Here is a 22705-nt window from a genome sequence, read left to right on the forward strand (position 1 = left end):
TCAGCGCTCCCCCTCGGTAACAAGATGGGCTACCAGCAGCGCCCGGCCCACTTCCAACCTGACGGACAGGCTTCCCCGAACCTCGTTGGAAATCGTCAGCGAGGAGCCGAACGGCACGACCACATCGTTGAGCGGCCATTTCGCGCCCTCGACGGTGAGCCCCGCAAGCTCGCCGAATGCCAGGATGGAAAAGAGCGTGCCCTCGCCATAATCGAATTCATGACGGACGCCCGGCAACAGGGCTTGCCCCTCCTGCGCGCCGCTGGTCAAGAACACGGATACACCGCGTTCGGCAAGCTGCAACGCCAGCGTCATGTGCAGGAAGGCGTGATCCGGCCGCTCCCCGCCGAACGCGCCGACAAGAACGAGTTCGCTTGCCCCGGCCGCCAGCGCCGTATCGATGGCCAGTTCGCCGTCGGTCTTGTCCTTGTCCGGCGGATATATCTCGCGCGGAGTACCCGGAAACTGCTTCAGCAGTTCATCGGACGTCGAATCGAAATCGCCGAGCCAGAGTTCCGGCGCCAGCTCCAGCACGGCGGCATGCCGCATGCCTGAATCGGCCGCGAAGACGCGACTGCCTGAAAGCTGCGCGTCGAGTTCGGGGGTGCGGTGAACATCACCGCCGAGGAGAATGGCGAAACGGCTCATAGTCGTGGCGCATATCACGAAGCCGGGCGATGCGCCAACGCGGAACAGCACTTGCGCCCCACCGTCACCCGCCCTATTTTCCCAACCGCTCTAACGGGGTGCCGGCCGCCATCTGGGCGACCTGCTGAGAGGTCGTAAACCAACCCGCTGAACCTGACCCGGCTTGCACCGGCGGAGGGATTAGACGCGACAGCGCCTCATTCCCCTGAATCCGAACCCGAGGAGGCGCCCAATGCGCATGAAAACCATTCTCCCACTCCTGATCTTTGGCCTTGCCGCAGGCATGCTGCCGGCGGCAGCGCAGGAAAAGCTCACCATCTACACCTATGAAAGCTTCACCGCCGACTGGGGTCCCGGTCCGAAAGTGGAGGAAGCGTTCGAAGCCGAATGCGGTTGCGATCTGGAGTTCATTTCGGTCGCCGACGGCGTTGCGCTGCTCAATCGCGTCAGGCTGGAGGGCGAGAACACGAAAGCCGACATCGTTCTGGGGCTCGATACGAACCTCATCCACGATGCAAAGGAAACGGGTCTGTTCGTCCCGCATGATGTCGACCTCGGCAGGATCGACGTGCCCGGCGGCTACGAGGATGATGTCTTCGTACCCTATGACTACGGCTACTTCGCCTTTGTCTACGACACGGAAGCCGTGTCCGCGCCGCCGGCCAGCCTCAAGGAGCTGGTGGAGAGCGACAGCGACTTGAAGATCGCCATTCAGGATCCGCGCACCTCCACCCCCGGCCTCGGCCTGCTCCTGTGGATGAAAGCCGTCTATGGCGGCGAGGCCGCCACCGCCTGGGCCAAGCTCGAAGACAAGGTGCTGACGGTGACGCCGGGCTGGAGCGAATCCTACGGTCTCTTCACCAGCGGCGAGGCACCGATGGTCCTTTCCTACACCACGTCGCCCGCCTATCACCGCATCGCCGAGGACAGCGAGAGATACAAGGCGGCCGCGTTCGAGGAAGGCCACTACCTGCAGATCGAGGTAGCTGCCAAGACCGCGACCGGCGCCGGCAATCCGTTGGCCGACCAGTTCCTTTCCTTCATGACCGGCCCCGGCTTCCAGGACGTGATCCCCGAAACCAACTGGATGTTTCCCGCCGGCCAGACGTCCCAGCCGCTGAACCCCGTCTTCGGCGACTTGGTCCAACCGGCCCGCGCACTGCTCTTTACGCCGGAGGAAGTGGCGGCGAACCGCAAGGCCTGGGTCGACGAGTGGCTTGCCGTGATGAGCCAGTGACGCGCTCCACCTCGTTCAACGGCCGCATCGCCGCTGGCGCATTCGCGCTGGCGGCGATCGCATTTCTGGTCGGCGGCGCCTTTGCCGGCCTGCTGGTGGAAGCCACCGGCGACTGGCGGGGGGCGCTCGCCGCGTTCGATCCCTATCTCGTGCGCGTTGCCCGCTTCACGCTCTGGCAGGCGCTGCTTTCCACCGTGCTCTCGGTGATCCCCGCCATCTTCGTGGCGCGGGCCCTGGCGCGGCACCCCCGGTTCTTCGGGCGCAGCTTCATCCTCCAGCTTTTCGCCGTTCCGCTGGCGCTCCCCGCCATCGTCGCCGCGCTTGGCGTTCTGGCGCTCTATGGGCGCGCCGGCTATTTTGCGCCGGTATTCTCGGCTTTGGCGCAGGATCGCTGGCCGGGCATTTACGGCCTTTCGGGCATTCTCGTCGCCCACGTCTTCTTCAATCTTCCGCTGGCGGCCCGTCTGCTGCTGGCCGCGCTGGAGAACATTCCGACCAATCAATGGCGCCTTTCGGCACAACTCGGCATGGGCGCGCGCGCTTCTTTCCGCTTCATCGAGTGGCCTGTCCTGCGCGCCGCCCTGCCGGGCGTGGCGGGGCTCGTCTTCATGCTTTGCGCAACCTCCTTCACCATCGTACTGACGCTTGGCGGCGGCCCCCGCGCCACAACGCTGGAAGTGGCGATCTACCAAGCGCTGCGGTTCGATTTCGACCCAGCCCGCGCCATCGCCCTGACCCTGACGCAAGTCGCGCTGACGGCGCTGATCGTGGCCGCGATGGGCCGCCTCGGCGCTTCTGTCACCGGTGACGCCAGCCTGCCCGCCTCGCCCCGGCGTGCGCTGTTCCCAGGCAATTCGGAAAAGCTGGCCAATGCGGCCATCATCCTGACGGCGCTCGCCTTCGTCGCCGGTCCCATGCTCGCGACCGTTCTGGCGGGGCTGCAATCGGAATTGTCGCGCCTCGCGCAGGAAGCGGCATTCCTGGCCGCATTGCGGACCAGCCTCATCTTTTCGGCCAGTTCCGCGGCACTCTGCCTGCTTCTGTCGATAGCCCTCGTCATGGCCCGCCGCGCGCTGGAAATCCGCAGGGGCGGCGGGTCCATCGGTCCGTTCGAGCAGATGACCGACACCGGCGCCATGCTGGTGTTGATCGTGCCTCCGATCATCATCGGCGCGGGCTGGTTCATCCTGCTCCGCCACCTGGGCGATGTCTTTGCTTTCGCGCCGATGATGGTCATCACGGTCAATGCGGTCATGGCGATGCCCTTCACCGTCAGGGTATTGCGTCCAGCCCACGATGCCGCCAGCGCCCGCCACGAGAAGCTGTGCCTGGCGCTCGGCATCGGCGGGTGGAACCGCGTGCGGCTTGTCGACTGGCCGAGCCTGCGCGGGCCGGCGGGCACTGCCTTCGCTTTCGCCATGGCGCTTTCGCTGGGCGATCTCGGTGTCATCGCGCTGTTCGGCAGCGATCAGGTGCAGACCTTGCCCTATCTGCTGCTCCAGCGCATGAGCAGCTACCGAACCGCCGATGCAGCCGGGCTCGCGCTGTTTCTGGGATTGTTATGCATGGTGCTGATGTTTCTTGCGGGCCGCTGGGGTAAGGAGCGCGCATGAAAACTGACGCAACAAGCCGGTATGGCGCTTCCATAAGGCTGGATCGGACATCCTTCACCTATCCTGGAGGCACCGCGATGCTGTTCGATCTGCAGATCGAATCCTCCGACATCGTCGCCGTAATGGGCCCGAGCGGCTCGGGCAAATCCACGCTGCTCAACCTCGTCGCGGGCTTTGAAAGACCCGATGCCGGCCGGATACTGATCGGCGGGCAGGATGTGACGGACCTCGCCCCCGCCAGGCGACCGGTCTCGATGGTGTTTCAGGAGAACAACCTTTTCGCCCATCTCACCGTGGAGCAGAATGTCGGTCTCGGCAGGTCGCCCCGGCTGCGCCTGAGCGAACAGGACCGGACCGACATCGCCGCTGCGCTGGAGCGCACGGGGCTTGTCGGAAAGGAACGCCGCCTGCCGCACGCGCTTTCAGGTGGCGAGCGTCAGCGTGTGGCGCTGGCCCGGGTGCTCGTGCGCGACCGGCCGGTACTACTCTTGGACGAGCCCTTCGCCTCGCTCGGGCCTGCCCTGCGTGACGGAATGCTGGACCTCATGAAAGAACTCCATCGCGACCACGCCATGACCATCCTCATGGCGACCCACGACCCGCGCGACGCGGCCCGGCTGACGGAAACGATGATCGTGGTCGACGGTGGCCGTATCGCCGGGATCGGCTCTACATCGGATTTCCTCTCGGGCAATGGCCCCGAAGCATTCGATCTCTATCTCGGCGCACAGGGAAGGAAAGAATGAGCACGGGCATTGCCTGCCGCAATTCCACTATTATCTACCGGTGAAGATAGGATGGTCACGGACTGCCGTTGGTCGCCGCGCATCTCCGGTCGTTGAAGACCGATGCACCGCGCCGGCCAGACCTTCGCCCGACACGATCTTGTCTTGAGACGAAGTCTGTGGCTAGGTCGCGACGGATAGGCGGTATTCGCGCAAGTGTCATTCGGAAGGAACTGGCCCTGTCGCACGGTGCATTACGAGGAAGAGCCGCGATCGGGCGGAAAAGTGGAGGCCCGCTGCTTCGCGGCGCGGCACTTGGCGCTGGCGTGTTGCTTGCTGGCTGCCAGACTTTGGATCTGGGCGAATCGAAGTTCATACCATCCGACAATCCGGTAACTGTCGACACCGTGACCCGCGGCGACCAGCTGGCCAACCTTGCGCGCCGCCAGCACCCCAAGATCCTCAAGACCTATGGCGACGAATATTCCGACCCGAAGCTGGAGCGGATGCTGGCCAGGGTCGTCGGCAGGCTGACCCTCAACCCGGACAGCCCGTCGCAAACCTACCGAATCACCATCCTGGATTCGCCGAACATCAACGCCTTCGCGCTGCCCGGCGGCTACCTCTATGTCACGCGGGGATTGCTCGCGCTAGCCAATGATTCGGCGGAAGTCGCGGCGGTCCTGGCCCATGAGATGGCGCATGTGACGGCAAATCATGGCATCGAGCGGCAGCGTAAGGAAGCGGAGGCCGTCCTTACTTCGCGCGTCGTCGACGAAGTCCTGGTCGGCGACAGCACCGCCCGGGCGGCAGCCGTACGCGGCAAGCTGCGGCTGGCCCAGTTCTCGCGCAACCAGGAACTGGAGGCGGATGCCGTCGGCATCAAGGCAACGGGCCGGGCCGGCTACGACCCCTATGCCGCCGCGCGCTTCCTGCGCTCGATGGATGCTTACCAGAGCTTCCGCAATGTCAGCGGCGGGAGCGACGCAAGCCTCGACTTCCTGGCGAGCCACCCCAACGCACCGCGCCGCATCGAACTTGCCCAGGGCCATGCCAGGCAGTTCGGCATGCCCGGCACCGGAACGCGCGACCGCGAAGCCTTCCTCGAAGGTATCGATGGCATATTGTTCGGCGACAAGCCCGACCAGGGTTATGTGCGCGGCACGGATTTCATGCACCCCACGCTCGGCATCGCGTTTTCCGTGCCCGAAGGGTTCGTGATCGACAATTCCTCGGGCGAGGTCGTCGCCGCCGGGCCCGGCAATCTCGCCTTCCGGTTCGATGGCACTACCGTTGCCCGCTCTCTCTCGCTGACCGATTATCTCGGTTCCGGCTGGCTCGACGGCCTCGACAAATCCTCGGTCCGCACGACGACCATCAATGGCCGCGAAGCCGCCACCGCACGCGCCTATGCCGACGACTGGCAATTCGACGTGACTGTCGTGCGGGTCGGCGAACAGGTCTATCGGCTTTTGACCGGAGCGCCGCGCGCAAGTACGCAGCTCGATACCATCGCCCGCCAGATCACCGGCACTTTCCGGGTGATGAACCAGGCCGAAATCGCCGCGCTGAAACCGCTGCGCATTCGTGTCGTGACGGTCCGGCCGGGAGACAGCGTGGCGACCTTCGCCAATCAGATGGTCGGCGTCAGCCGAAAGCTCGAACTGTTCAGGGTGCTCAACGCGCTCGGCCCGGGCACTACCTTGTCGGCGGGCGACAAGGTCAAGATCGTGACGGACCGCTAGAGCAGATCATCGTTTCACTGAAACGCTGTTCTGCTCTACCTACTTGTTTTTACCGCATTTGTGCGACGTCAGGTGATTCCACCTGACTGCAAGATGCTCTTGACCAATTCCGGAAAACGTGGATGCCGGTTTTCCGTCTGGAATTGCGCACAATCAAAAGCTTGAATCATTGCATCGTTTCCGTGAAACGGTGAAACGGTCTGGAGCGCCCTTTTATGCGGCCGTTCGGATGGGCCGTTCTTCAGGTACCGCTCTGCAGTTCGGGATGTTTTTCGACGAGGGCGGTCCGCAGCTTCTCGAGGGCGCGCGATTCGATCTGCCTGACCCGCTCCTTGGAAATGCCGAGGGTCTCGCCGAGCGCTTCGAGCGTCGCGCCTTCTTCCGACAGGCGCCTTTCCCGCAATATCTGCAATTCCCGGCCATTCAGGGTCATCAACGCCTGTTCGAGCCAGGCGCTTCGACGTTCACCGTCAATCGCCTCGCCGACCACGTCATCGGGCAGCGGCGCATCGCTGACCAGGAATTCGATCCTTTCTGCCGCCTGCTCGTTGTCGCTCTTCAAGGGAGCGTTGAGCGATGAATCCGAGCCGGCAAGCCGGGAATCCATCAGCGCGACATCCGATTCTGGAACCTTGAGCGCCAACGCCACCTCGCGATAGACTTCGGCCGACGAGGCGACGCCGGCACCGCGCTGAAGCTTGGCGCGAAGCCGCCTCAGATTGAAGAACAGCGCCTTTTGCGCCGAACTCGTTCCGCCGCGCACGATCGACCAGTTGCGCAGGATGAAATCCTGCATCGACGCACGGATCCACCAGGTGGCATAGGTCGAAAAACGCACCTCGCGCTCGGGATCGAACCGCGCGGCAGCTTCCAGCAGTCCGACGTGCCCTTCCTGTATGAGATCGCTCATGGAAAGCCCGAAATTGCGGAACTTCGCGGCCATCGAGATCACCAGCCGCATATGCGCTGTCGTTATGCGGTTCAGCGCATCCTGATCCTTGCGTTCCTTCCACTTTACCGCCAGCGCGTGCTCTTCGTCGCGCTCCAGATACGGCGCTTTCATCGCCGCCTTGATCATTCGTTGCCTGGCATGATCCTGCATGATGGCTGCTCCCGATACCCCGCTCCATCCGGAACCTGACCGGTACTGCCGGCCCCGCCCACACAGCAAAGCAGACGGTAGAGATAGTAACGTGGGTCGACACGCAAAGGTTCCATCTTCGCTGCCTGCGCCTGAAACCGTGAGGCGTGCCGTAAACAAAAAAGCCCGGCGCTAAGGCCGGGCTTGAGAAGCGTTGGAGTGCCGCGCCTTTTGAAGGCTGCACAAGGACGCTCCTTGATTTTGCTCTTTCCGCACCTGTGCGGACGTCAGGCGACTCCACCCGACCGCAAAATGCTGTTGTGGAAACAGGCGGAGATTTAAGCCGCCTCTTCCTTCTCGGCCTCGACTTCTTCATTGTCGGCCTTGGCGCCGCGGCGCGGACCCTTATTAAGGTTGACCTCGATGAGGCGCACTGCCTCGGTCTCCGACATCTGGTTCACCGCGGCGATCTCACGCGCCATGCGGTCCAGCGCGGCCTCATAGAGCTGACGCTCGGAATAAGACTGCTCGGGCTGGTTTTCGGCGCGGTAAAGATCGCGCACGACTTCCGAGATCGAGATCAGATCGCCGGAATTGATCTTCGCGTCATACTCCTGCGCACGACGGGACCACATGGTGCGCTTCACGCGGGCACGGCCCTGGACGACCTTGAGAGCGCGATCCACATAGTCCGTCTCGGAAAGCTTGCGCATGCCGATCGACGTTGCCTTGGCAACCGGCACCTTGAGGCGCATCTTGTCTTTCTGGAAGTCGATCACGAACAGCTCCAGCTTGTGCCCGGCCACTTCCTGTTCCTCGATCGTGGCGATCTGCCCGACGCCGTGCGCGGGGTAGACAATGTACTCGCCCGTCTTGAAACCCTGACGTGTTGCCGATTTCTTCTGCTGGGTTGCCATACGCCTGAAACTCCTGTTCTTAATGGGGCATGGAGCGTTGATTCTCCTGCCCGGGCGGTAGCGCCGGGGACTTGCTCTCGCGTGCTCGGAACGTCTGCTTCACTCTGTGAAAGATGGGTTCGGATGTACCGGCTGCCAAGCGACACATAGGATGTCCTGGCCCAGATTGCCCTGGTCCGGAAAATAAACCTCACCCCTCAGTGATTGTTCGCTTGCGCCATCGAAAGACGTATTGGTCACCGTCATATCGAACGAAGCTACCATAAAAAGCTGAAAGAATCAACTATTTGCCGCACATGCACAATCGCTGTGCACTGCCAACCTTCCACCTTCAGCCATCGCGACAAAGCGCCGCAGCCAATTCGCCGCCCCGTTCTGACGGCTCACCCTGTCCAAACAGAGGATGGCCGCATGCTTAGTCGCCTTCGCCCGGTTCCGGGGAGAAGTACTTCTCGAACTTGTCCTCTTCGCCGTCGAATTCCTTGGCGTCCGGCGGAGCGTCCTTCTTGACCGTGATGTTGGGCCATTTTTCGGCGAACTCGGTATTCACCTGCAGCCATTTGTCGAGCCCCGGCTCGGTATCCGGCTTAATGGCCTCTGCCGGGCATTCCGGCTCGCAAACGCCACAGTCGATGCACTCGTCCGGATGAATGACGAGCATGTTTTCGCCTTCATAGAAGCAATCGACGGGGCACACCTCCACGCAATCCATATATTTGCATTTGATGCAATTGTCGGTCACGAGATAGGTCATGTGGGGCTCCCGGTGCTCCGGACGATGGTATTGGTGTCTGCCGCAAACCGTGCTGAATTTGCGCTAACGGCGCGTGAGGTAGCCCCTTTGAGGGGCCGTGGCAAGGGTTCACATTGCGCCACCGGGCATGCCAGGAGAACATCATTTCACAATGACGACGGCAATCCATTGCGGCACGGACGGCAGCCGTCAGTTCTCGTTGCGAAACCGTTCCATCTGGCGTCGCTCGCGCTTGGTCGGACGCCCCGCTCCGGCTTCCCGTTCACCGCCGGCGGATCTTGCGACAGCCTCCACAGGCGGCGTCAGGTCCTCGTAGAGCGTCCGCGCTTCCTCGGCCGGTCCGCGCCGCCCGCCGGGCAGCACCACCTTGTACACGACGATGCGTCGCTCCAGCGTGATCGTCAACACGTCACCGGGTTTCACCTGATAAGCGGCCTGATCGATCTTGACCCGGTTGACCCGCACCTTTCCGGCTACCGCCAGCTTCGCCGCCAGTGAGCGCGACTTCACCACCCGCGCGAAGAACAGCCATTTGTCTATGCGCTGACGTTCGGACGGGGCGGTCAAGACACGGCCCTACTTCTTGAGCTGTTCCTTGAGCGCGGCGAGCTTGGCGAAGGGCGAATCAGGATCGATCTTCGCAGGCCGGTTCGCCTGGGGCGGCCGCGCCTGGGTGCGCTTCGGCCCCTGGCCCGGCTTTCCTTTCGGCCCTCCCTTGCGCCGGTCGTCACGCCCGTTGCCGCTCCCTTGGTCGGGCCGGTGGCCCGGATTGCGCTCCTTCGCGCGTGCCGGTTTGTCGCCGGCGCGCTGCTCGCGCTTTTGCACTGGCTTCCGACGCTCGAAACGGACTGGCCGCCAGATCAGCACCGGCGGGAGCGCTTCTTCGGCCTCGCCTTCCGCCGGAGCTTCGGGCGCAGGCACATCGACGACAGCATCATCGGAAGGCGCCGGCTCCCCGATCGCCTCCGGAGCAACCGCTTCCACCGGCTCCGCAGAACCTTCACCGGCGGCGGGTACGTCCGTCGCGACGGCCCCTTTCGCCGGTTCGGCCGCGCTGGCTTCGTCCGTTGCAGCCGATGCATCCGGCGTTTGAACCGTAGCATCGGCGGATGCCGCCGGCGCGGACGGGCTTTCGGCGGCGGTCTCCACCGCTTGCTCGCTCCCGGCCTTCCTTGCAACCGCATCCCCGTCAAGCGCCGCAAGCGTGGCCGCGACCTCCCCGGCAGGCTTCTCCTCCGATCGGTAGCCGAGCCCCTTGAGGATGGCCTCCATATCCTCGGCCGTGGCGCCCAGGATGGACATCATCGCCGGCGTCACGGCAAAGGCATTGCCGTCGAACGCGCCTTCGGGGCGTTGTCCGTTGCCTGGCTTCCAGGCGAGCGCCGGGCGGATGAGATCCGCCAGCCGCTCAAGGATATCGACGCGCACCGCCCGCCGCCCCAGATTGCGGAAACCGGCCAGGCGGTAGAAACCGCGCTCGAATTCCGGATCGGTAACGACCGACGTGCGGCCGGCGGCAAGCGCGGTGACGACATCGCCGAAACCAGCCTTGTCCTTGGCATCGTTGACAAGTGCCCACAGCAGCGTCGCCAGGCCGGCGGGCGCCGGCTTGATGAGCGAGGGAATGAAGATGTGATAAGCGCCGAAGCGCACGCCGAGCCGGCGCAAGGCCGCACGCGCGTCCTGGTCGAGGCTGCGGACCTCTTCGGCCACGTCGCGCCGATTGAGCAGACCGAAATTTTCCGAAAGTTGAAACGCCAGTCCGCGCGCGATGCCCGAAAGCGCATCCGCCTGCCGCAGATCCATGAGCGGCTTCAGATGGGTTTCGATCTGGAAATTGACGAACCGCTCCGCCCGCTGCACGACCTTGTCGCGGGCAGGCCCCGTCAATTGTTCGTCGGCCAGCACGACGACGCGCGGCCTCAAAGCGTCATCGCCGGCGACCAGCGTGGCGACCGGCGCACCGAGCCAGCGCAGCACGCCGTCCGAACCCAGTGCCAGATCGCCATTGGGCGCCGCGCCGAAGCGCTCGGCCCGTGCCTCGAACTCGGCGGCAAGCGCCTTTTGCGCCGCAGCCTTGACCGCGCGGGCGTCCTCGCCCTCCGCCGTCCTGTCCGCGGTAAAGCGAAAACCCTGCATCTCGCCCACATGATGTCCCTCTACCAGGACTTCACCCGCGGCGCTTACTTCTGCTTCCGGCATTGCATTCTCTCTCAGGCGCTTCATGAGCACGGAAGTCCTGCGGTCAACAAAGCGTTTCGTCAATCGCTCATGCAGCGCATCGGACAACCTGTCCTCAATCTCTCTCGTTTTTTCCTGCCAGTGTGTCGGATCGGCCAACCAGCCGGGCCGGTGGGAGACGAAAGTCCAGGTGCGGATTTGGGCGATACGATGCGAAAGCGCGTCGATCTCGCCCTCGGTCGAGGTCGCCCGCCGCACCTGATCGGCCATGTAATCCTCGTCGACATGGCCGAACTTTGCGAGATCGGTAAAGATTGCCCTGACGATCTCGGCGTGCTGGGCCGGCGCAATCTTGCGATAGTCCGGCAGGGCGCAGGCATCCCACAGCCTCTCGACCTGCCGCCGGTCCCCGGCCAGGGCGCGTATGTCTTCCTCGCGCGACAGATGATCCAGCACCTTCATATCCGCCGCCGGCAGCGCGCGCGTCAGCCCCTCGATGGCGGGTACGCGATCGAGCGAAGCCTTCAACGCGTCGAGGGACGAGAAATCCGTCTGCGACGAGCGCCATTGCAGAACCTTGGCGGGCTCGAACTGATGCGTCTCGATCCGCTCCACAAGCGCGTCGTCCAGCGGGTCGACCCGGCCGGTGACGCCGAATGTGCCGTCGCGGACATGCCTGCCCGCACGCCCGGCGATCTGTCCGAGCTCGGCAGCCGAAAGCCCGCGATACTGAAACCCGTCGAATTTGTGGTTCTGCGCGAAAGCCACGTGATCGACATCGAGATTAAGGCCCATGCCGATGGCATCCGTGGCCACCAGATAATCCACATCGCCCGATTGATAGAGCGCCACCTGCGCATTGCGCGTGCGCGGGCTGAGCGCGCCAAGCACGATGGCTGCACCGCCACGCTGCCGGCGGATGAGTTCGCCGATTGCGTAGACCTCGTCCGCCGAAAAGGCGACGATGGCCGAGCGGCGCGGCAGCCGTGTGATCTTTTTCGACCCGGAATAGGTGAGCACCGACATGCGTGGCCGCGTGACGACGGAAATGCCCTTGAGAAGCCGCTCCAGGATGCCGCGCATGGTGGCCGCGCCCAGAAGCAGCGTTTCCTGCCGCCCACGCAGATGCAGCAGACGGTCGGTGAAGATATGGCCGCGCTCCAGATCGGCGGCGAGCTGCACTTCGTCAATGGCGACGAAATCCGCATCCGTCTGGCGCGGCATCGCCTCGACCGTGCAGACGGAATAGCGCGCACCGGGCGGCACGATCTTTTCCTCACCCGTGATGAGCGACACGTTCTCCGCGCCCACGCGGCCCGCGACCCTGCCATAGACCTCGCGGGCCAGAAGCCGGAGCGGCAATCCGATGAGACCGGATTCGTGCGCCACCATCCGCTCGATCGCCATATGCGTCTTGCCGGTATTGGTGGGGCCAAGCACCGCGGTGACGCCGCGCCCCCGCAGGATCGCCGCTTCAGAGCTGTTCGGCTGAATGTTCATTCGCAGCCTTGAATTGCGCAAAACCGGAACGGCTCATTCGGCCTCCCTCCCCGGTTTCGCCTCGGACAACAACCAATCGCGCATCAGCGGATGTGGTTCCGCAAAATGCTGCCGCAGTCATATAGGAAGCATGGCCGGCAACAAAAGGCAAAAGCTGCAGGTAACGATTTCCCCTGCCTGTTAAGCTTTGGAACGAGTCTGGAACGAATCGGCGACGAATCACTCACCTGCCTGTATTCTTGCTTTGTTCACCACAATATCTTGTGCTCCGGACACTGCCGCCGGCCACATGATGAATCGCTTCATCCGACGCCATGGTTGATTCCGGTTTTGACGTTAACCTTTGCCGAGCAATCGGTGAAGCACATCGCCGGGCACCCGCTAACCTTTAGATTTCATTAAGCTTTCTAAACCCCGTATTAAGCGGCTTCACCCCGCGGGGGCCGCCGCCGTTAACAAAGCGCTCAAACCCGGAACGAATCGGCGACGAATCAGAGATTCATGCTAGTTCCCGATATGTTCCATACTAGATATTGTGATATCCACAGGCTATCAACATATGCTCCACAGCCCGGCGCATGGTCGGACCATGCGCCGGGCCGCGGAATTTAGGAACTGCGTGCCGTTGTGGCACAGCCTGATGTCAGGTGATGTACTGCCCGCCATTGGCGGTAAGCGTCGAGCCGGTGATGAAGCCGGCATCTTCCGAAGCCAGAAATACCACGCAGCGCGCGATTTCATTGACCTCGCCGAGCCGCCCAATAGGGATTTGGGCAACAATCTTCTCGCGCACGGCTTCCGGCACGGCCATCACCATGTCGGTGGCGATGTAGCCCGGACAGATGGTGTTGACCGTAATACCCGCCCGTGCACCTTCCTGGGCAAGCGCCTTGGTGAAGCCGATATCACCGGCCTTGGCGGCCGAGTAATTCGCCTGTCCGGCCTGACCCTTCTGGCCGTTGATGGAGGAAATGGTGATCACCCGGCCGAATTTGCGCTCGCGCATCCCGGCCCACACCGGATGCGTCATGTTGAAGGCGCCGCTCAGATTGGTGTCGATGACCTCGCGCCATTGCTGCGGTGTCATCTTGTGAAACATCGCATCGCGGGTGATGCCGGCATTGTTCACCAGAACGTCAACCGGCCCGAGATCGGCCTCGACCTTGGCGATGCCCGCCGCGCATTCCTCGTAGTCGGCAACGGACCAGCGGAAGGCCGGTATGCCTGTCTCCTGGGTAAAGCGGTTCGCCGCCTCTTCATTGCCGGCATAGTTTGCCGCAACCTGATAGCCAGCATCCTTCAGGGCGATTGAAATCGCCGCCCCGATACCGCGCGTTCCACCGGTAACCAGTGCCGTTCTTGCCATGATAGTCGCCTCCCTTGACGTTTCCCCTCGTTCCGGTCCGTGTACCCGGACCGTTCATCAGGCGCGAGCCAGCCCGCGCCCATTATCGCTAAGCATGATTCCAAAAAGTGGATCCGGCTTTTGGGAAAGATCATGCTGATACAAAGAGCTGGATTGTGACGACGATTCAGCGAAGCGTCATCACAATCTAAAGCGCTTCGACGCACATGGCGACGCCCATGCCGCCGCCAATGCACAACGTCGCAAGCCCCTTCTTGGCGCCGCGCCGGCGCATCTCGTGCACGAGCGTGTTGAAGACGCGCGCGCCCGAAGCGCCGATCGGGTGGCCTATGGCGATCGCTCCGCCATTGACGTTCACGATGTCGGGATTCCAGGCCATGTCCTTGTTGACCGCACAGGCCTGGGCGGCAAAGGCTTCATTGGCCTCGACCAGATCCAGATCGTCAGCCTTCCAGCCGGCCTTCTCCAACGCCTTGCGCGAAGCCGGAATGGGGCCGGTGCCCATGATCTCCGGATCGACGCCAGCCGTCGCCCAGGAGGCGATGCGGGCCAGAGGCTTGATCCCCCGGCGATTTGCCTCCTCCTCGCTCATGAGCAGGGCTCCGGCCGCGCCGTCATTGATGCCGGAGGCGTTGGCGGCCGTGACGGTGCCTTCCTTGTCGAAAGCGGGGCGCAGCTTCTGCATGCCCTCGATGGTCGCGCCATGGCGGATATATTCGTCGTCCTCGACAACCGTCTCGCCCTTGCGCGTTTTGACCGTCACCGAGACGATCTCGTCCTTGAAGCGCCCGGCCTTCTGGGCCGCCTCCGCCTTGTTCTGGGAAGCAAGCGCGAACTGGTCCTGTTCCTCGCGGGTGATCTGGAACTTGCGCGCCACGTTCTCGGCCGTGACACCCATGTGATAGCCGTTGAAGGCATCCCACAGCCCGTCGCGGATCATCGTGTCGATCATAGCGTAGTCGCCCATCTTCACGCCCCCGCGCAAATGAGCGCAATGGGGTGCCAGCGACATGGATTCCTGCCCGCCCGCAACCACAATCCTTGCGTCGCCGCAGGCGATCTGCTGCATGCCGATAGCGATGGCCCTGAGGCCGGACCCGCAGACCTGGTTGAGCCCCCAGGCGGTTGTCTCCTTGGGCATTCCTGCATTGACAGCCGCCTGCCGCGCCGGGTTCTGGCCCTGGCCCGCCGTCAGCACCTGCCCAAGGATCACCTCGTCCACCTCGTCGGCCGCCACTCCGGCGCGCTCCAGAAGCGCCCGCAGCACAACCGTGCCAAGATCATGCGCGAGGACTTGCGCGAAAGCGCCATTGAACGCGCCAACGGGCGTGCGCGCCGCGCTGGCGACAACAATCGAATTCGAAGCGGACATGTGGAGCCTCCTGGGGAACGAACGGGACATTTAGGATTGGATCGTATCTTGCCATTCGTCGAGGTCAATCGCTGCCATGTCGAAAGCCGTGTCGAGCCCCGGAAAAGACGCCCATCGGGTGCATTGCACACAAAGCGCTTTCAATTGCCTGCTTCTTTCGCATATCCTGCCGAAAAGGTGGGAGAAGATATGCAATTTCTGCCTAATAGCGCGTCAGGGGGAGGTCTGTGATGCCCGCGAAAGACGACCCGGTGGTCATCAAGAAATACGCCAACCGCCGCCTCTACAATACCGGAACGAGCACCTATGTGACGCTCGAGGATCTCGCCGAAATGGTGAAGCGCGACGAGGATTTCGTGGTGCAGGATGCAAAAACCGGCGAGAATATCACCCACGCAGTACTCACCCAGATCATTTTCGAGCTGGAAAACGACAAGAATGGGCAGAACATGCTGCCCATCTCCTTCCTGCGACAGCTTATCTCTTTCTATGGAGACCAGATGCAGATGGTTGTGCCGAGCTTCCTCGAGCAATCCATGCACGCTTTCTCCAAGGAGCAGGAGCGCATACGCGAACAGATGCGCCAAGCTTTCGGCTCCACGCCGATGGACATGATGCAGATGGGCGCGCCGATGAAGATGATCGAGGAGCAGACGAAACGCAATCTGGAGATGTTCCAGAACGCCATGCGCATGTTCACGCCGACGGCGCCAACCGGAAACGGTACGCCCACCGGGGAAGAAGGCAAGGATGGCGAGGCGGGGCGCGACGATCTGAACGACTTGCGGGACCAGATCGCGGCCATGCAGCGCAAGATCGATTCCATGTCGAGGGAGTAAAGCGCAGCGCTGTAAACCGAAAAGACCGGCACAAGGCCGGTCTTTTCAAATTGGGTGTTGCCTGAGAACGCGTGAAACTACGCTTCCTTGGGCTCCAGCACCTGGCGGCCGCGATACATGCCCGACTTCAGGTCGACATGGTGCGGGCGTCGCAGTTCGCCGGAGTTCTTGTCTTCGACATAGGTCGGCGCCTTGAGCGTGTCTGCCGAGCGGCGCATGCCACGCTTCGACGGCGACGTTTTCCTTTTAGGTACAGCCATTGTTCTGCTCCGGTGATCGGTCGAAAGGCCGTCGCGTCCCTGCCTTCAGGGCCCCGCAATCCGGCCGGGTATTGGAATTCGGGTGGCCTATACACGGCAATCGGCCGTTTGGCCAGTGGGGAACGGCAAATTTCCTTCCACGCACCTCTAGTTAGGACGGTTCATCCTCGGCGCGAAGGTCGTAGCGGTCGATCAGTACCGGACTGACCAGCTTGGCATGGAGGAACAGGAGCACGAGATCGGCGTCCGGCCCCTCGCCTTCGTCCAGCGCGCGCTCCAGACGGCGGGCCATGGCATCGGTCGCACCTTCGCCGTTGACGGCGGCATATTCCCCTTCCCCCATGAGGCAATAGGCCATGAAGGAACCGACCGCCGGATAGGCCGCGGGCGGCGGTTCCCCATTGGCGCTCTCAGCCATCAGGCCCACAGTGGCGAGCTTGACCGCTTCGGGCACCTGCGCCGGGTGAAGACCGAACCGCCGCATCGCCTCATCCAGCCGGCGCATGTCCTCCGACCGGCCAAACATGCCGAAAAATCCGATAGCCGAGCCACGTTTCACCATCAGCCGGACCCCAGGCAGTCGACATAGCCGCCCGCTTTGCGCGCCCGCGCTTCGATCACAGAGGCCAGCCGGTTGAGGCCGGAAGACGGGCTTCCGGGTTCGCGCCCAAGCGGGTTGGGCAGGGTTACCGCCAGAAGCGCCGCCTGTCTCACCGAAAGATCCCTGGCGGATCGTCCGAAGTGATATTGCGCCGCCGCCTCCACGCCATAGATGCCGGGCCCCCATTCGGCGATGTTCATATAGATTTCCATGATACGGGCCTTCGGCACAATCCAGCTGAAGTAGAGGGCGAGCGGCACCTCGGCCGCTTTCCGCAGGTAGGAACGCCCCGGCCACAAAAACAGGTTCTTGACGGTCTGCATGGGAATGGTGGAAGCGCCGCGCGGCTTTTCCCCCGAAAGCGCGTCGCCGATCACGGTGTTGACCGCGCCCCAGTCGACCCCCGAATGGCTGCAGAATTGGCCGTCCTCGGACATGGCGACCGAGTGGACGACGGTGGGAGCCATCTGGTCCAGCGGCATCCAACGCCGGTCATAGCCCTTCAACGTGACGAGATCGGCGAGCATCAGGGTCGATACCGGGTGCACGAAGGAAGGGCGATAGGCAAGCGTCAGAAGCAGGGGCAGCGCAGCCACCGCCACGAGCACGAGCAGAATTCGGCGCAGCCAGCGGCGCACGATGCTGCGGGCATGCCTTCGCCTGCCCTTCCCACGTGTCCGCTTTTCTCCCTCGACCGTTGGCGCCGGCACAAAACACTCCCCACCGCTGTCCTCAGCACAGGGCATCGGCATCGCGGCATAAACAGACAAATCAGCCACAGCATCAGGCTTCCTGCCACCTGTGCTACGGCTAACCCTTCGATACCGGCAGCACGGTCCGCTGGCAACGGGGCAAGTCCAGATCAGGACAAGCGCTACGGTCTTGACCATTGCGGCGAATGCCGTCATCGCTCGCCGCATGGAATATCCGGAAACCGAAACATTCGAGAATCTGCTGGCGCTTCGCGCCGACGAGGTGGAACAGCTCCTGAGGCACCTGCTCGACGGCAGGCTGCGCGAAGGCGAGCTCGACCGCCCCCGCCGGCTGCTGGACGCCATGCGCCACGGCGCGCTCAACGGTGGCAAGCGGCTTCGCCCCTTCCTTCTGGTCGAAACGGCTGAAATGTTCGAGCACGGCGGACGCGCCGCGCTGCGCACCGCCGTAGCCTTGGAATGCGTGCACTGCTACTCGCTGATCCACGACGATCTGCCGGCCATGGACGATGACGACATGCGCCGCGGCCAGCCCACGGTCCACCACGCTTTCGATGAAGCCAGCGCAATCCTGGCCGGCGACAGCCTGCTCACCTACGCCTTCGATATCATCGCCGACAGCGAGACCGAACTGCCGGCTTCCACCCGGCTGGAACTCGTGCTGAAACTGGCGCGCGCGGCCGGCCTCGGCGGCATGGCCGGCGGACAGGCACTGGACCTGGAAGCCGAACGCGTGTCCCCCCACGAGGAGGACATCATCAAGCTCCAGGCCATGAAGACCGGCGCGCTCATCCGCTACGCCTGCGAGGCCGGCGCCATTATCGGTCACGCAGGACCCGCCGATGTGGAGCGCATGGGCGCGTTCGGCTCGGCGATCGGACTGGCTTTCCAACTCGCCGACGATCTGCTCGACCTTACCGCAACACCCGAGAGCATGGGCAAGGCCACCGGCAAGGATGCCAAGGCAGGCAAGGCCACCCTTGCCGGTATGCATGGCGCGGAATGGGCGCGCAACCAGCTCGAAGGCCTGATCGGCCAGGCCGAAGAACTGCTGGAGCCCTACGGCGAGCGGGCGGTCATCCTGCGTCACGCCGCCCGCTTCGTGGCTGCCCGCAACCGCTGACACCAAGCACAAGGTCAGCCCGCGCATTTTCCGTTTCCCGTTAATCGGCGCTTAATCGGATTGTTCGATTTTGAGCAATTAGGGGAAGAATGGAGCGGGGGCGCCCTTTATGTCCGATATTGTAACGCGTCGTTACATGCATGGCCGGCTGATCGTGCTGCTGGCCGGGTTTGTACTTGCGGTGGCCATCGGCCTCGGCGCGCTATTCTGGCAGGCGCAGCAGGCCAAGACTCAGGTGCGGTTCGGCGCCCTTCTGGGATTTATGACGGAGGCGACCGGCGAATTGATCTACAGCGCCTTGCGACTCGAACATATAAGCAAGCATCTGCGTGGTACACCTGCGGCATACGGCCTTCCCGTCGGCAAAGGGCCCGCCAACGCGGAAGAAGCGCTTCAAACCGCCCAGGACGAGTTGAATCAGGCGCTGGAACGGCTGCAGACGGCCTATAACGCCATGGAGATTGCGGCGCGCGGCGACATCTTGACACTGGAAAGCAGGCGCATCACCGATGAAGATGAAAGCCGGTCACGTTCGGCGGATCCAAGCAAGAATCCCCTCTTTGACAGCATAGAGACCTCAAAAGTGCCGCGTTCGGTCCTGGCCACCTGGGACGGCACGGGAGACGCTAATTCGCTCCGGCATGAATTGAAAAGCGTCCTGACGCTCACCGACCGCCTTGGCACATACGGCGACTACTCCGCCCCGGCCGCCCTACGGGTTTTTGCGGAGCTGCAGACATTGGTGAACCAGCAGCTCCGCCCGCATCTGAAGGAGGTTTCCGACTCCCTTCACGAGGAGATGGTCTCCACATACGACACCATGCAGTTCAGCCTGATCCTGAACGGTCTGGCGATCGTGCTGGTCGCCATGCTGATCGCATCCCGCATATTGCTACCGATGATCACGCGTATCGACGAAGCCCAGAAGGAGCTTCACGACACCAATCTCTCCTTGGCCGACGAGAAGCTTAGGGCGCAATCCGCGGACAAGGCGAAATCCGAGTTCCTTGCCAATATGAGCCATGAAATCCGCACTCCGATGAACGGTGTCATGGGCATGGCGGAGCTCCTGGCGCGCACCGAGCTCGATCGGCGGCAGTCGATGTTCGTGGATGTCATCGTCAAATCGGGCACGGCATTGCTGACCATCATCAACGACATCCTGGATTTCTCGAAGATCGACGCGGGACAACTTGCGCTCGAAACCGGCCCCTTCCGCTTGGGCGAAGTCATCGAGGATGTGGCTACCCTCGTCTCTCCGCGCGTCGCGGAAAAGGACCTGGAGCTGATCGTCCGGGTCGACCCGGCGCTTCCCGTAAGTGTGATCGGGGACATGGGCCGTTTCCGACAGGTCGCGACGAACCTCGTCGGCAACGCCGTCAAGTTCACCGAACGCGGCCATGTGCTCGTCGATGTCTCCGGCTCCGTCAAAGGCGACCTTACGGAGGTCACCGTAAGTGTCGAGGACACCGGGCTCGGCATCCCTGTGGAAATGCAAAAGGTTGTATTCGACAAATTTGCGCAGGTGGATGCTTCGTCCACGCGCCGGCACGAAGGCACCGGCCTCGGTCTTGCCATCGCATCGCGTCTCGTGGAACTCATGGGCGGCAGCATGGGTGTGGAAAGCCAGCCTGGCAAGGGTTCCGTCTTCCGGTTCACGATCCCCCTTGAAATCGATCGCGGCGCCGAACGGCCGAAGCCGGTGCCCTATGACGTTTCGGGCGCCCGCGTGCTGGCCATCGACGACAATCCGATCAACCGCGATATCCTGATCGAACAGCTCAAGAGCTGGGGCTTCGAGGGCGTCGCGGTGGAAAGCGGCGAAGTCGGCCTTGCCTTCCTCAACCGCGCTGTCGAACTAGACGCGCGCGTCGACTGCATCATCCTCGACTACCAGATGCCGGACATGAACGGGGCGGACGTGGCCCGCCGCATCAAGTCCAACCCGGCGACCGCCGACATTCCCATCGTGCTTTTGACCTCGGTCGACCAGGCCGAGACCGGACGCCTGATCGGCGAATGCGGCATCACCGCCCAGCTCAACAAACCGGCACGCTCATCCGCGCTCCTCGAAGCGCTCGTCTCGGCGATGCAGACGGCGCGTATGCAGAGCGGGGAGCAGATCGCCGAGGCCGCGTTCCAGCATCCGCGCCTCGTCAGCACCGTCGAGGCGCATAAAACCGTGGAGACGGCAAGACGCGGCCGGCTGGACGTCCTGGTGGCCGAGGACAACGAGGTCAACCAGCTCGTTTTCAGCCAGGTCCTGGACGGCATCGATCTGAACTACCGGATAGCCGCCAACGGAAAGACAGCCGTGAAAATGCACGACGCGCTCAACCCGCGCATCATACTGATGGACGTTTCCATGCCGGAAATGAACGGCCTGGAGGCGACCGCGGCGATACGCGCCCGGGAAAAGAGCATGAACCGGCATACGCCTATCATCGGCATCACCGCACACGCGCTGACCGGCGACCGCGACAAATGCCTCGACGCAGGCATGGACGACTATCTGTCGAAGCCCATTTCACCGCGCAAGCTGGCCGAAAAGATCGAGCTCTGGCTCAAGGAAGAGGAAAAATTCGCTGAAACCGCCTGATACCGCACTTTGGATACAGACCGCGGCGAAGGGCCAATCGCATCGAAGACATCGGCCCTGCTCTGGAACAAGCCGACTTCGGTCTTATCGTACGGCTGGCGCCTACTCGGCCGCTGCCTGCTTCGCGCCGAACCGGCGCTCGATATAGTCGCCGACCATTTTCTCGAACTGGCCCGCAATCCCCGGACCACGAAGCGTGGCGGCCTTCTTGCCATCGATATAGACGGGGGCCGCCGGCATTTCGCCGGTGCCCGGCAGGGAGATGCCGATATCGGCATGCTTGGACTCGCCCGGTCCGTTGACGATGCAGCCCATCACCGCGACCTTGAGCGCCTCCACGCCGGGATAGCGCTCACGCCAGAGCGGCATGTTGCGGGCAAGGTCCGCCTGTATCTTCTGGGCCAGTTCCTGGAACACGGTGGAAGTCGTGCGCCCGCAGCCGGGGCAGGCCGCCACCACCGGCACGAACTGCCGGAAGCCCATGGTCTGCAATAGCTCCTGGGCCACCTTCACCTCGCGCGTGCGGTCGCCGCCGGGCTCGGGCGTCAGCGAAATGCGGATCGTGTCGCCGATGCCCTGCTGCAGGAGAATGCCCATGGCCGCCGAGGAGGCGACAATGCCCTTGGTGCCCATGCCCGCTTCGGTCAGCCCCAGATGCAGCGCGTGGTTCGACCGCTTGGCCAGTTCTGTATAGACGGCGATCAGATCCTGCACCTGGCTCACCTTGGCCGACAGGATGATCTTGTCGCGCGTCAGGCCGATCTCTTCCGCCAACGCCGCCGAAAGCAGCGCCGACTGGACGATGGCCTCGCGTGTGACTTCCTGCGCCGTCATCGGCGAGCCGCCGCGCTGGTTCTCGTCCATCAGCCTCGTAAGCAGTTCCTGATCCAGCGAGCCCCAGTTGACGCCGATCCGGACCGGCTTGTCGTAGCGGATCGCCGTTTCGACGATCGCCGCGAACTGCTTGTCCTTCTTGTCGCGAAAACCGACATTGCCGGGATTGATACGGTACTTGGCGAGCGCTTCTGCACAGGCGGGATGATCGGCGAGAAGCTTGTGCCCGATATAATGGAAATCGCCCACCAACGGCACGTTGACCCCCACCCGCTCCAGCCGTTCCCGGATTTTCGGCACGGCGGCGGCGGCCTCGTCGCGGTCCACGGTGATCCGCACGATCTCAGACCCGGCCCGGTGCAGCGCCGCTACTTGCGCCACCGTTCTGTCGACATCGGCGGTGTCGGTATTGGTCATCGACTGCACGGCCACCGGTGCATCGCCGCCCACGAGAACACCGTCCACGTCGACCGCAACCGATACGCGACGGGGAAAAACCGCAGAGATGTATTCAGGCAGGCAATTGCCGGACATGATGGGAGCGTTCCCAAGGGTCAAACCGTTACGGCTTTCAGGTGGCGGACATGGGCCCGAATG

At 63.1% G+C, this 22705-nt stretch carries 19 protein-coding genes; 7 read left to right on the forward strand and 12 right to left on the reverse strand.

The features are described 5' to 3' along the window. The gene (locus N1058_RS11895) at positions 1-648 is read right to left on the reverse strand and encodes a thiamine diphosphokinase (RefSeq protein WP_265517887.1); all 648 of its coding nucleotides are present in this window, start codon (positions 646-648) and stop codon (positions 1-3) included. Between the two features lie 238 nt (positions 649-886). Here N1058_RS11895 and thiB point away from each other — a divergent pair, with 238 nt between their 5' ends. From thiB to N1058_RS11915, 4 genes are all read left to right on the forward strand, one after another. Then, on the forward strand, positions 887-1885 hold the full coding sequence (thiB, locus tag N1058_RS11900) for a thiamine ABC transporter substrate binding subunit (protein ID WP_265517754.1): 999 nt from the start codon (positions 887-889) through the stop codon (positions 1883-1885). Further along, positions 1861-3498 carry a thiamine/thiamine pyrophosphate ABC transporter permease gene (gene thiP, locus N1058_RS11905; protein WP_265517756.1) on the forward strand — a complete coding sequence of 546 codons (1638 nt, stop codon included), beginning with the start codon at positions 1861-1863 and terminating at the stop codon, positions 3496-3498. Before thiB ends, thiP begins: the two co-directional genes overlap by 25 nt. Beyond that, a complete protein-coding gene (thiQ, locus tag N1058_RS11910; RefSeq protein WP_265517757.1) occupies positions 3495-4244 on the forward strand; it encodes a thiamine ABC transporter ATP-binding protein in 750 nt (249 codons plus the stop codon). Before thiP ends, thiQ begins: the two co-directional genes overlap by 4 nt. A 251-nt stretch (positions 4245-4495) precedes the next feature. Further along, the gene (locus N1058_RS11915; RefSeq protein ID WP_265517888.1) at positions 4496-5968 is read left to right on the forward strand and encodes a M48 family metalloprotease; all 1473 of its coding nucleotides are present in this window, start codon (positions 4496-4498) and stop codon (positions 5966-5968) included. A 241-nt stretch (positions 5969-6209) separates the two neighbouring features. Here the strand turns inward: N1058_RS11915 and N1058_RS11920 are convergent, their stop codons facing one another. From N1058_RS11920 to N1058_RS11950, 7 genes are all read right to left on the reverse strand, one after another. Continuing rightward, positions 6210-7070, reverse strand: a complete 861-nt coding sequence (locus N1058_RS11920) for an RNA polymerase factor sigma-32 (protein WP_274709243.1) — start codon at positions 7068-7070, stop codon at positions 6210-6212. Positions 7071-7387: 317 nt separating this feature from the next. Next, positions 7388-7966 (reverse strand): CarD family transcriptional regulator, encoded by a 579-nt coding sequence (locus N1058_RS11925; protein ID WP_265517758.1) that lies wholly within the window; start codon positions 7964-7966, stop codon positions 7388-7390. A 415-nt stretch (positions 7967-8381) separates the two neighbouring features. Beyond that, a complete protein-coding gene (gene fdxA, locus N1058_RS11930; protein ID WP_265517759.1) occupies positions 8382-8720 on the reverse strand; it encodes a ferredoxin FdxA in 339 nt (112 codons plus the stop codon). Positions 8721-8909: 189 nt separating this feature from the next. After that, positions 8910-9287, reverse strand: a complete 378-nt coding sequence (locus N1058_RS11935; RefSeq protein ID WP_265517760.1) for an RNA-binding S4 domain-containing protein — start codon at positions 9285-9287, stop codon at positions 8910-8912. A gap of 9 nt (positions 9288-9296) precedes the next feature. Next, the gene (locus N1058_RS11940; protein WP_265517761.1) at positions 9297-12401 is read right to left on the reverse strand and encodes a helicase-related protein; all 3105 of its coding nucleotides are present in this window, start codon (positions 12399-12401) and stop codon (positions 9297-9299) included. A 643-nt stretch (positions 12402-13044) separates the two neighbouring features. Further along, complete coding sequence (phbB, locus tag N1058_RS11945) at positions 13045-13767, reverse strand: acetoacetyl-CoA reductase (protein ID WP_265517762.1); 723 nt, start codon at positions 13765-13767, stop codon at positions 13045-13047. A 187-nt stretch (positions 13768-13954) separates the two neighbouring features. Next, positions 13955-15139: an acetyl-CoA C-acetyltransferase gene (locus N1058_RS11950; protein WP_265517763.1), complete on the reverse strand. Its 1185-nt coding sequence runs from the start codon at positions 15137-15139 to the stop codon at positions 13955-13957. 230 nt (positions 15140-15369) lie between these two features. On the opposite strand from N1058_RS11950, the gene phaR reads away from it, so the two are divergent. Continuing rightward, positions 15370-15978 carry a polyhydroxyalkanoate synthesis repressor PhaR gene (gene phaR, locus N1058_RS11955; RefSeq protein WP_265517764.1) on the forward strand — a complete coding sequence of 203 codons (609 nt, stop codon included), beginning with the start codon at positions 15370-15372 and terminating at the stop codon, positions 15976-15978. Between the two features lie 77 nt (positions 15979-16055). On the opposite strand, the gene rpmF is transcribed toward phaR, so the two are convergent. The 3 genes from rpmF to N1058_RS11970 all read right to left on the reverse strand — a co-directional run bounded on the left by rpmF (position 16056) and on the right by N1058_RS11970 (position 17585). Continuing rightward, on the reverse strand, positions 16056-16238 hold the full coding sequence (gene rpmF / locus N1058_RS11960; RefSeq protein WP_265517765.1) for a 50S ribosomal protein L32: 183 nt from the start codon (positions 16236-16238) through the stop codon (positions 16056-16058). Positions 16239-16389: 151 nt separating this feature from the next. Further along, the gene (locus tag N1058_RS11965) at positions 16390-16800 is read right to left on the reverse strand and encodes a hypothetical protein (protein ID WP_265517766.1); all 411 of its coding nucleotides are present in this window, start codon (positions 16798-16800) and stop codon (positions 16390-16392) included. After that, complete coding sequence (locus tag N1058_RS11970; RefSeq protein WP_420847979.1) at positions 16800-17585, reverse strand: biosynthetic peptidoglycan transglycosylase; 786 nt, start codon at positions 17583-17585, stop codon at positions 16800-16802. Before N1058_RS11970 ends, N1058_RS11965 begins: the two co-directional genes overlap by 1 nt. A gap of 172 nt (positions 17586-17757) precedes the next feature. On the opposite strand from N1058_RS11970, the gene N1058_RS11975 reads away from it, so the two are divergent. Continuing rightward, complete coding sequence (locus N1058_RS11975; protein ID WP_265517890.1) at positions 17758-18675, forward strand: polyprenyl synthetase family protein; 918 nt, start codon at positions 17758-17760, stop codon at positions 18673-18675. A 109-nt stretch (positions 18676-18784) separates the two neighbouring features. Beyond that, on the forward strand, positions 18785-21274 hold the full coding sequence (locus N1058_RS11980) for a response regulator (RefSeq protein WP_265517768.1): 2490 nt from the start codon (positions 18785-18787) through the stop codon (positions 21272-21274). Between the two features lie 102 nt (positions 21275-21376). Here the strand turns inward: N1058_RS11980 and ispG are convergent, their stop codons facing one another. Then, on the reverse strand, positions 21377-22642 hold the full coding sequence (ispG, locus tag N1058_RS11985) for a flavodoxin-dependent (E)-4-hydroxy-3-methylbut-2-enyl-diphosphate synthase (RefSeq protein ID WP_265517769.1): 1266 nt from the start codon (positions 22640-22642) through the stop codon (positions 21377-21379). Positions 22643-22705 lie beyond the last annotated feature (63 nt).

The sequence above is a fragment of the Nitratireductor luteus genome (genome assembly GCF_026162365.1).
Classification (GTDB): domain Bacteria; phylum Pseudomonadota; class Alphaproteobacteria; order Rhizobiales; family Rhizobiaceae; genus Chelativorans; species Chelativorans luteus.

Coding starts and splice junctions, on each gene's coding strand:
- N1058_RS11940 (WP_265517761.1), bottom strand. CDS start 12,401: ATGAACATTCAGCCGAACAGCTCTGAAGCGGCGATCCTGCGGGGGCGC.
- phaR (WP_265517764.1), top strand. CDS start 15,370: ATGCCCGCGAAAGACGACCCGGTGGTCATCAAGAAATACGCCAACCGC.
- N1058_RS11895 (WP_265517887.1), bottom strand. CDS start 648: ATGAGCCGTTTCGCCATTCTCCTCGGCGGTGATGTTCACCGCACCCCC.
- N1058_RS11920 (WP_274709243.1), bottom strand. CDS start 7,070: ATGCAGGATCATGCCAGGCAACGAATGATCAAGGCGGCGATGAAAGCG.
- N1058_RS11970 (WP_420847979.1), bottom strand. CDS start 17,585: ATGCCCTGTGCTGAGGACAGCGGTGGGGAGTGTTTTGTGCCGGCGCCA.
- ispG (WP_265517769.1), bottom strand. CDS start 22,642: ATGTCCGGCAATTGCCTGCCTGAATACATCTCTGCGGTTTTTCCCCGT.
- rpmF (WP_265517765.1), bottom strand. CDS start 16,238: ATGGCTGTACCTAAAAGGAAAACGTCGCCGTCGAAGCGTGGCATGCGC.
- thiB (WP_265517754.1), top strand. CDS start 887: ATGAAAACCATTCTCCCACTCCTGATCTTTGGCCTTGCCGCAGGCATG.
- phbB (WP_265517762.1), bottom strand. CDS start 13,767: ATGGCAAGAACGGCACTGGTTACCGGTGGAACGCGCGGTATCGGGGCG.
- N1058_RS11980 (WP_265517768.1), top strand. CDS start 18,785: ATGTCCGATATTGTAACGCGTCGTTACATGCATGGCCGGCTGATCGTG.
- thiQ (WP_265517757.1), top strand. CDS start 3,495: ATGAAAACTGACGCAACAAGCCGGTATGGCGCTTCCATAAGGCTGGAT.
- N1058_RS11975 (WP_265517890.1), top strand. CDS start 17,758: ATGGAATATCCGGAAACCGAAACATTCGAGAATCTGCTGGCGCTTCGC.
- N1058_RS11965 (WP_265517766.1), bottom strand. CDS start 16,800: ATGGTGAAACGTGGCTCGGCTATCGGATTTTTCGGCATGTTTGGCCGG.
- N1058_RS11950 (WP_265517763.1), bottom strand. CDS start 15,139: ATGTCCGCTTCGAATTCGATTGTTGTCGCCAGCGCGGCGCGCACGCCC.
- N1058_RS11925 (WP_265517758.1), bottom strand. CDS start 7,966: ATGGCAACCCAGCAGAAGAAATCGGCAACACGTCAGGGTTTCAAGACG.
- fdxA (WP_265517759.1), bottom strand. CDS start 8,720: ATGACCTATCTCGTGACCGACAATTGCATCAAATGCAAATATATGGAT.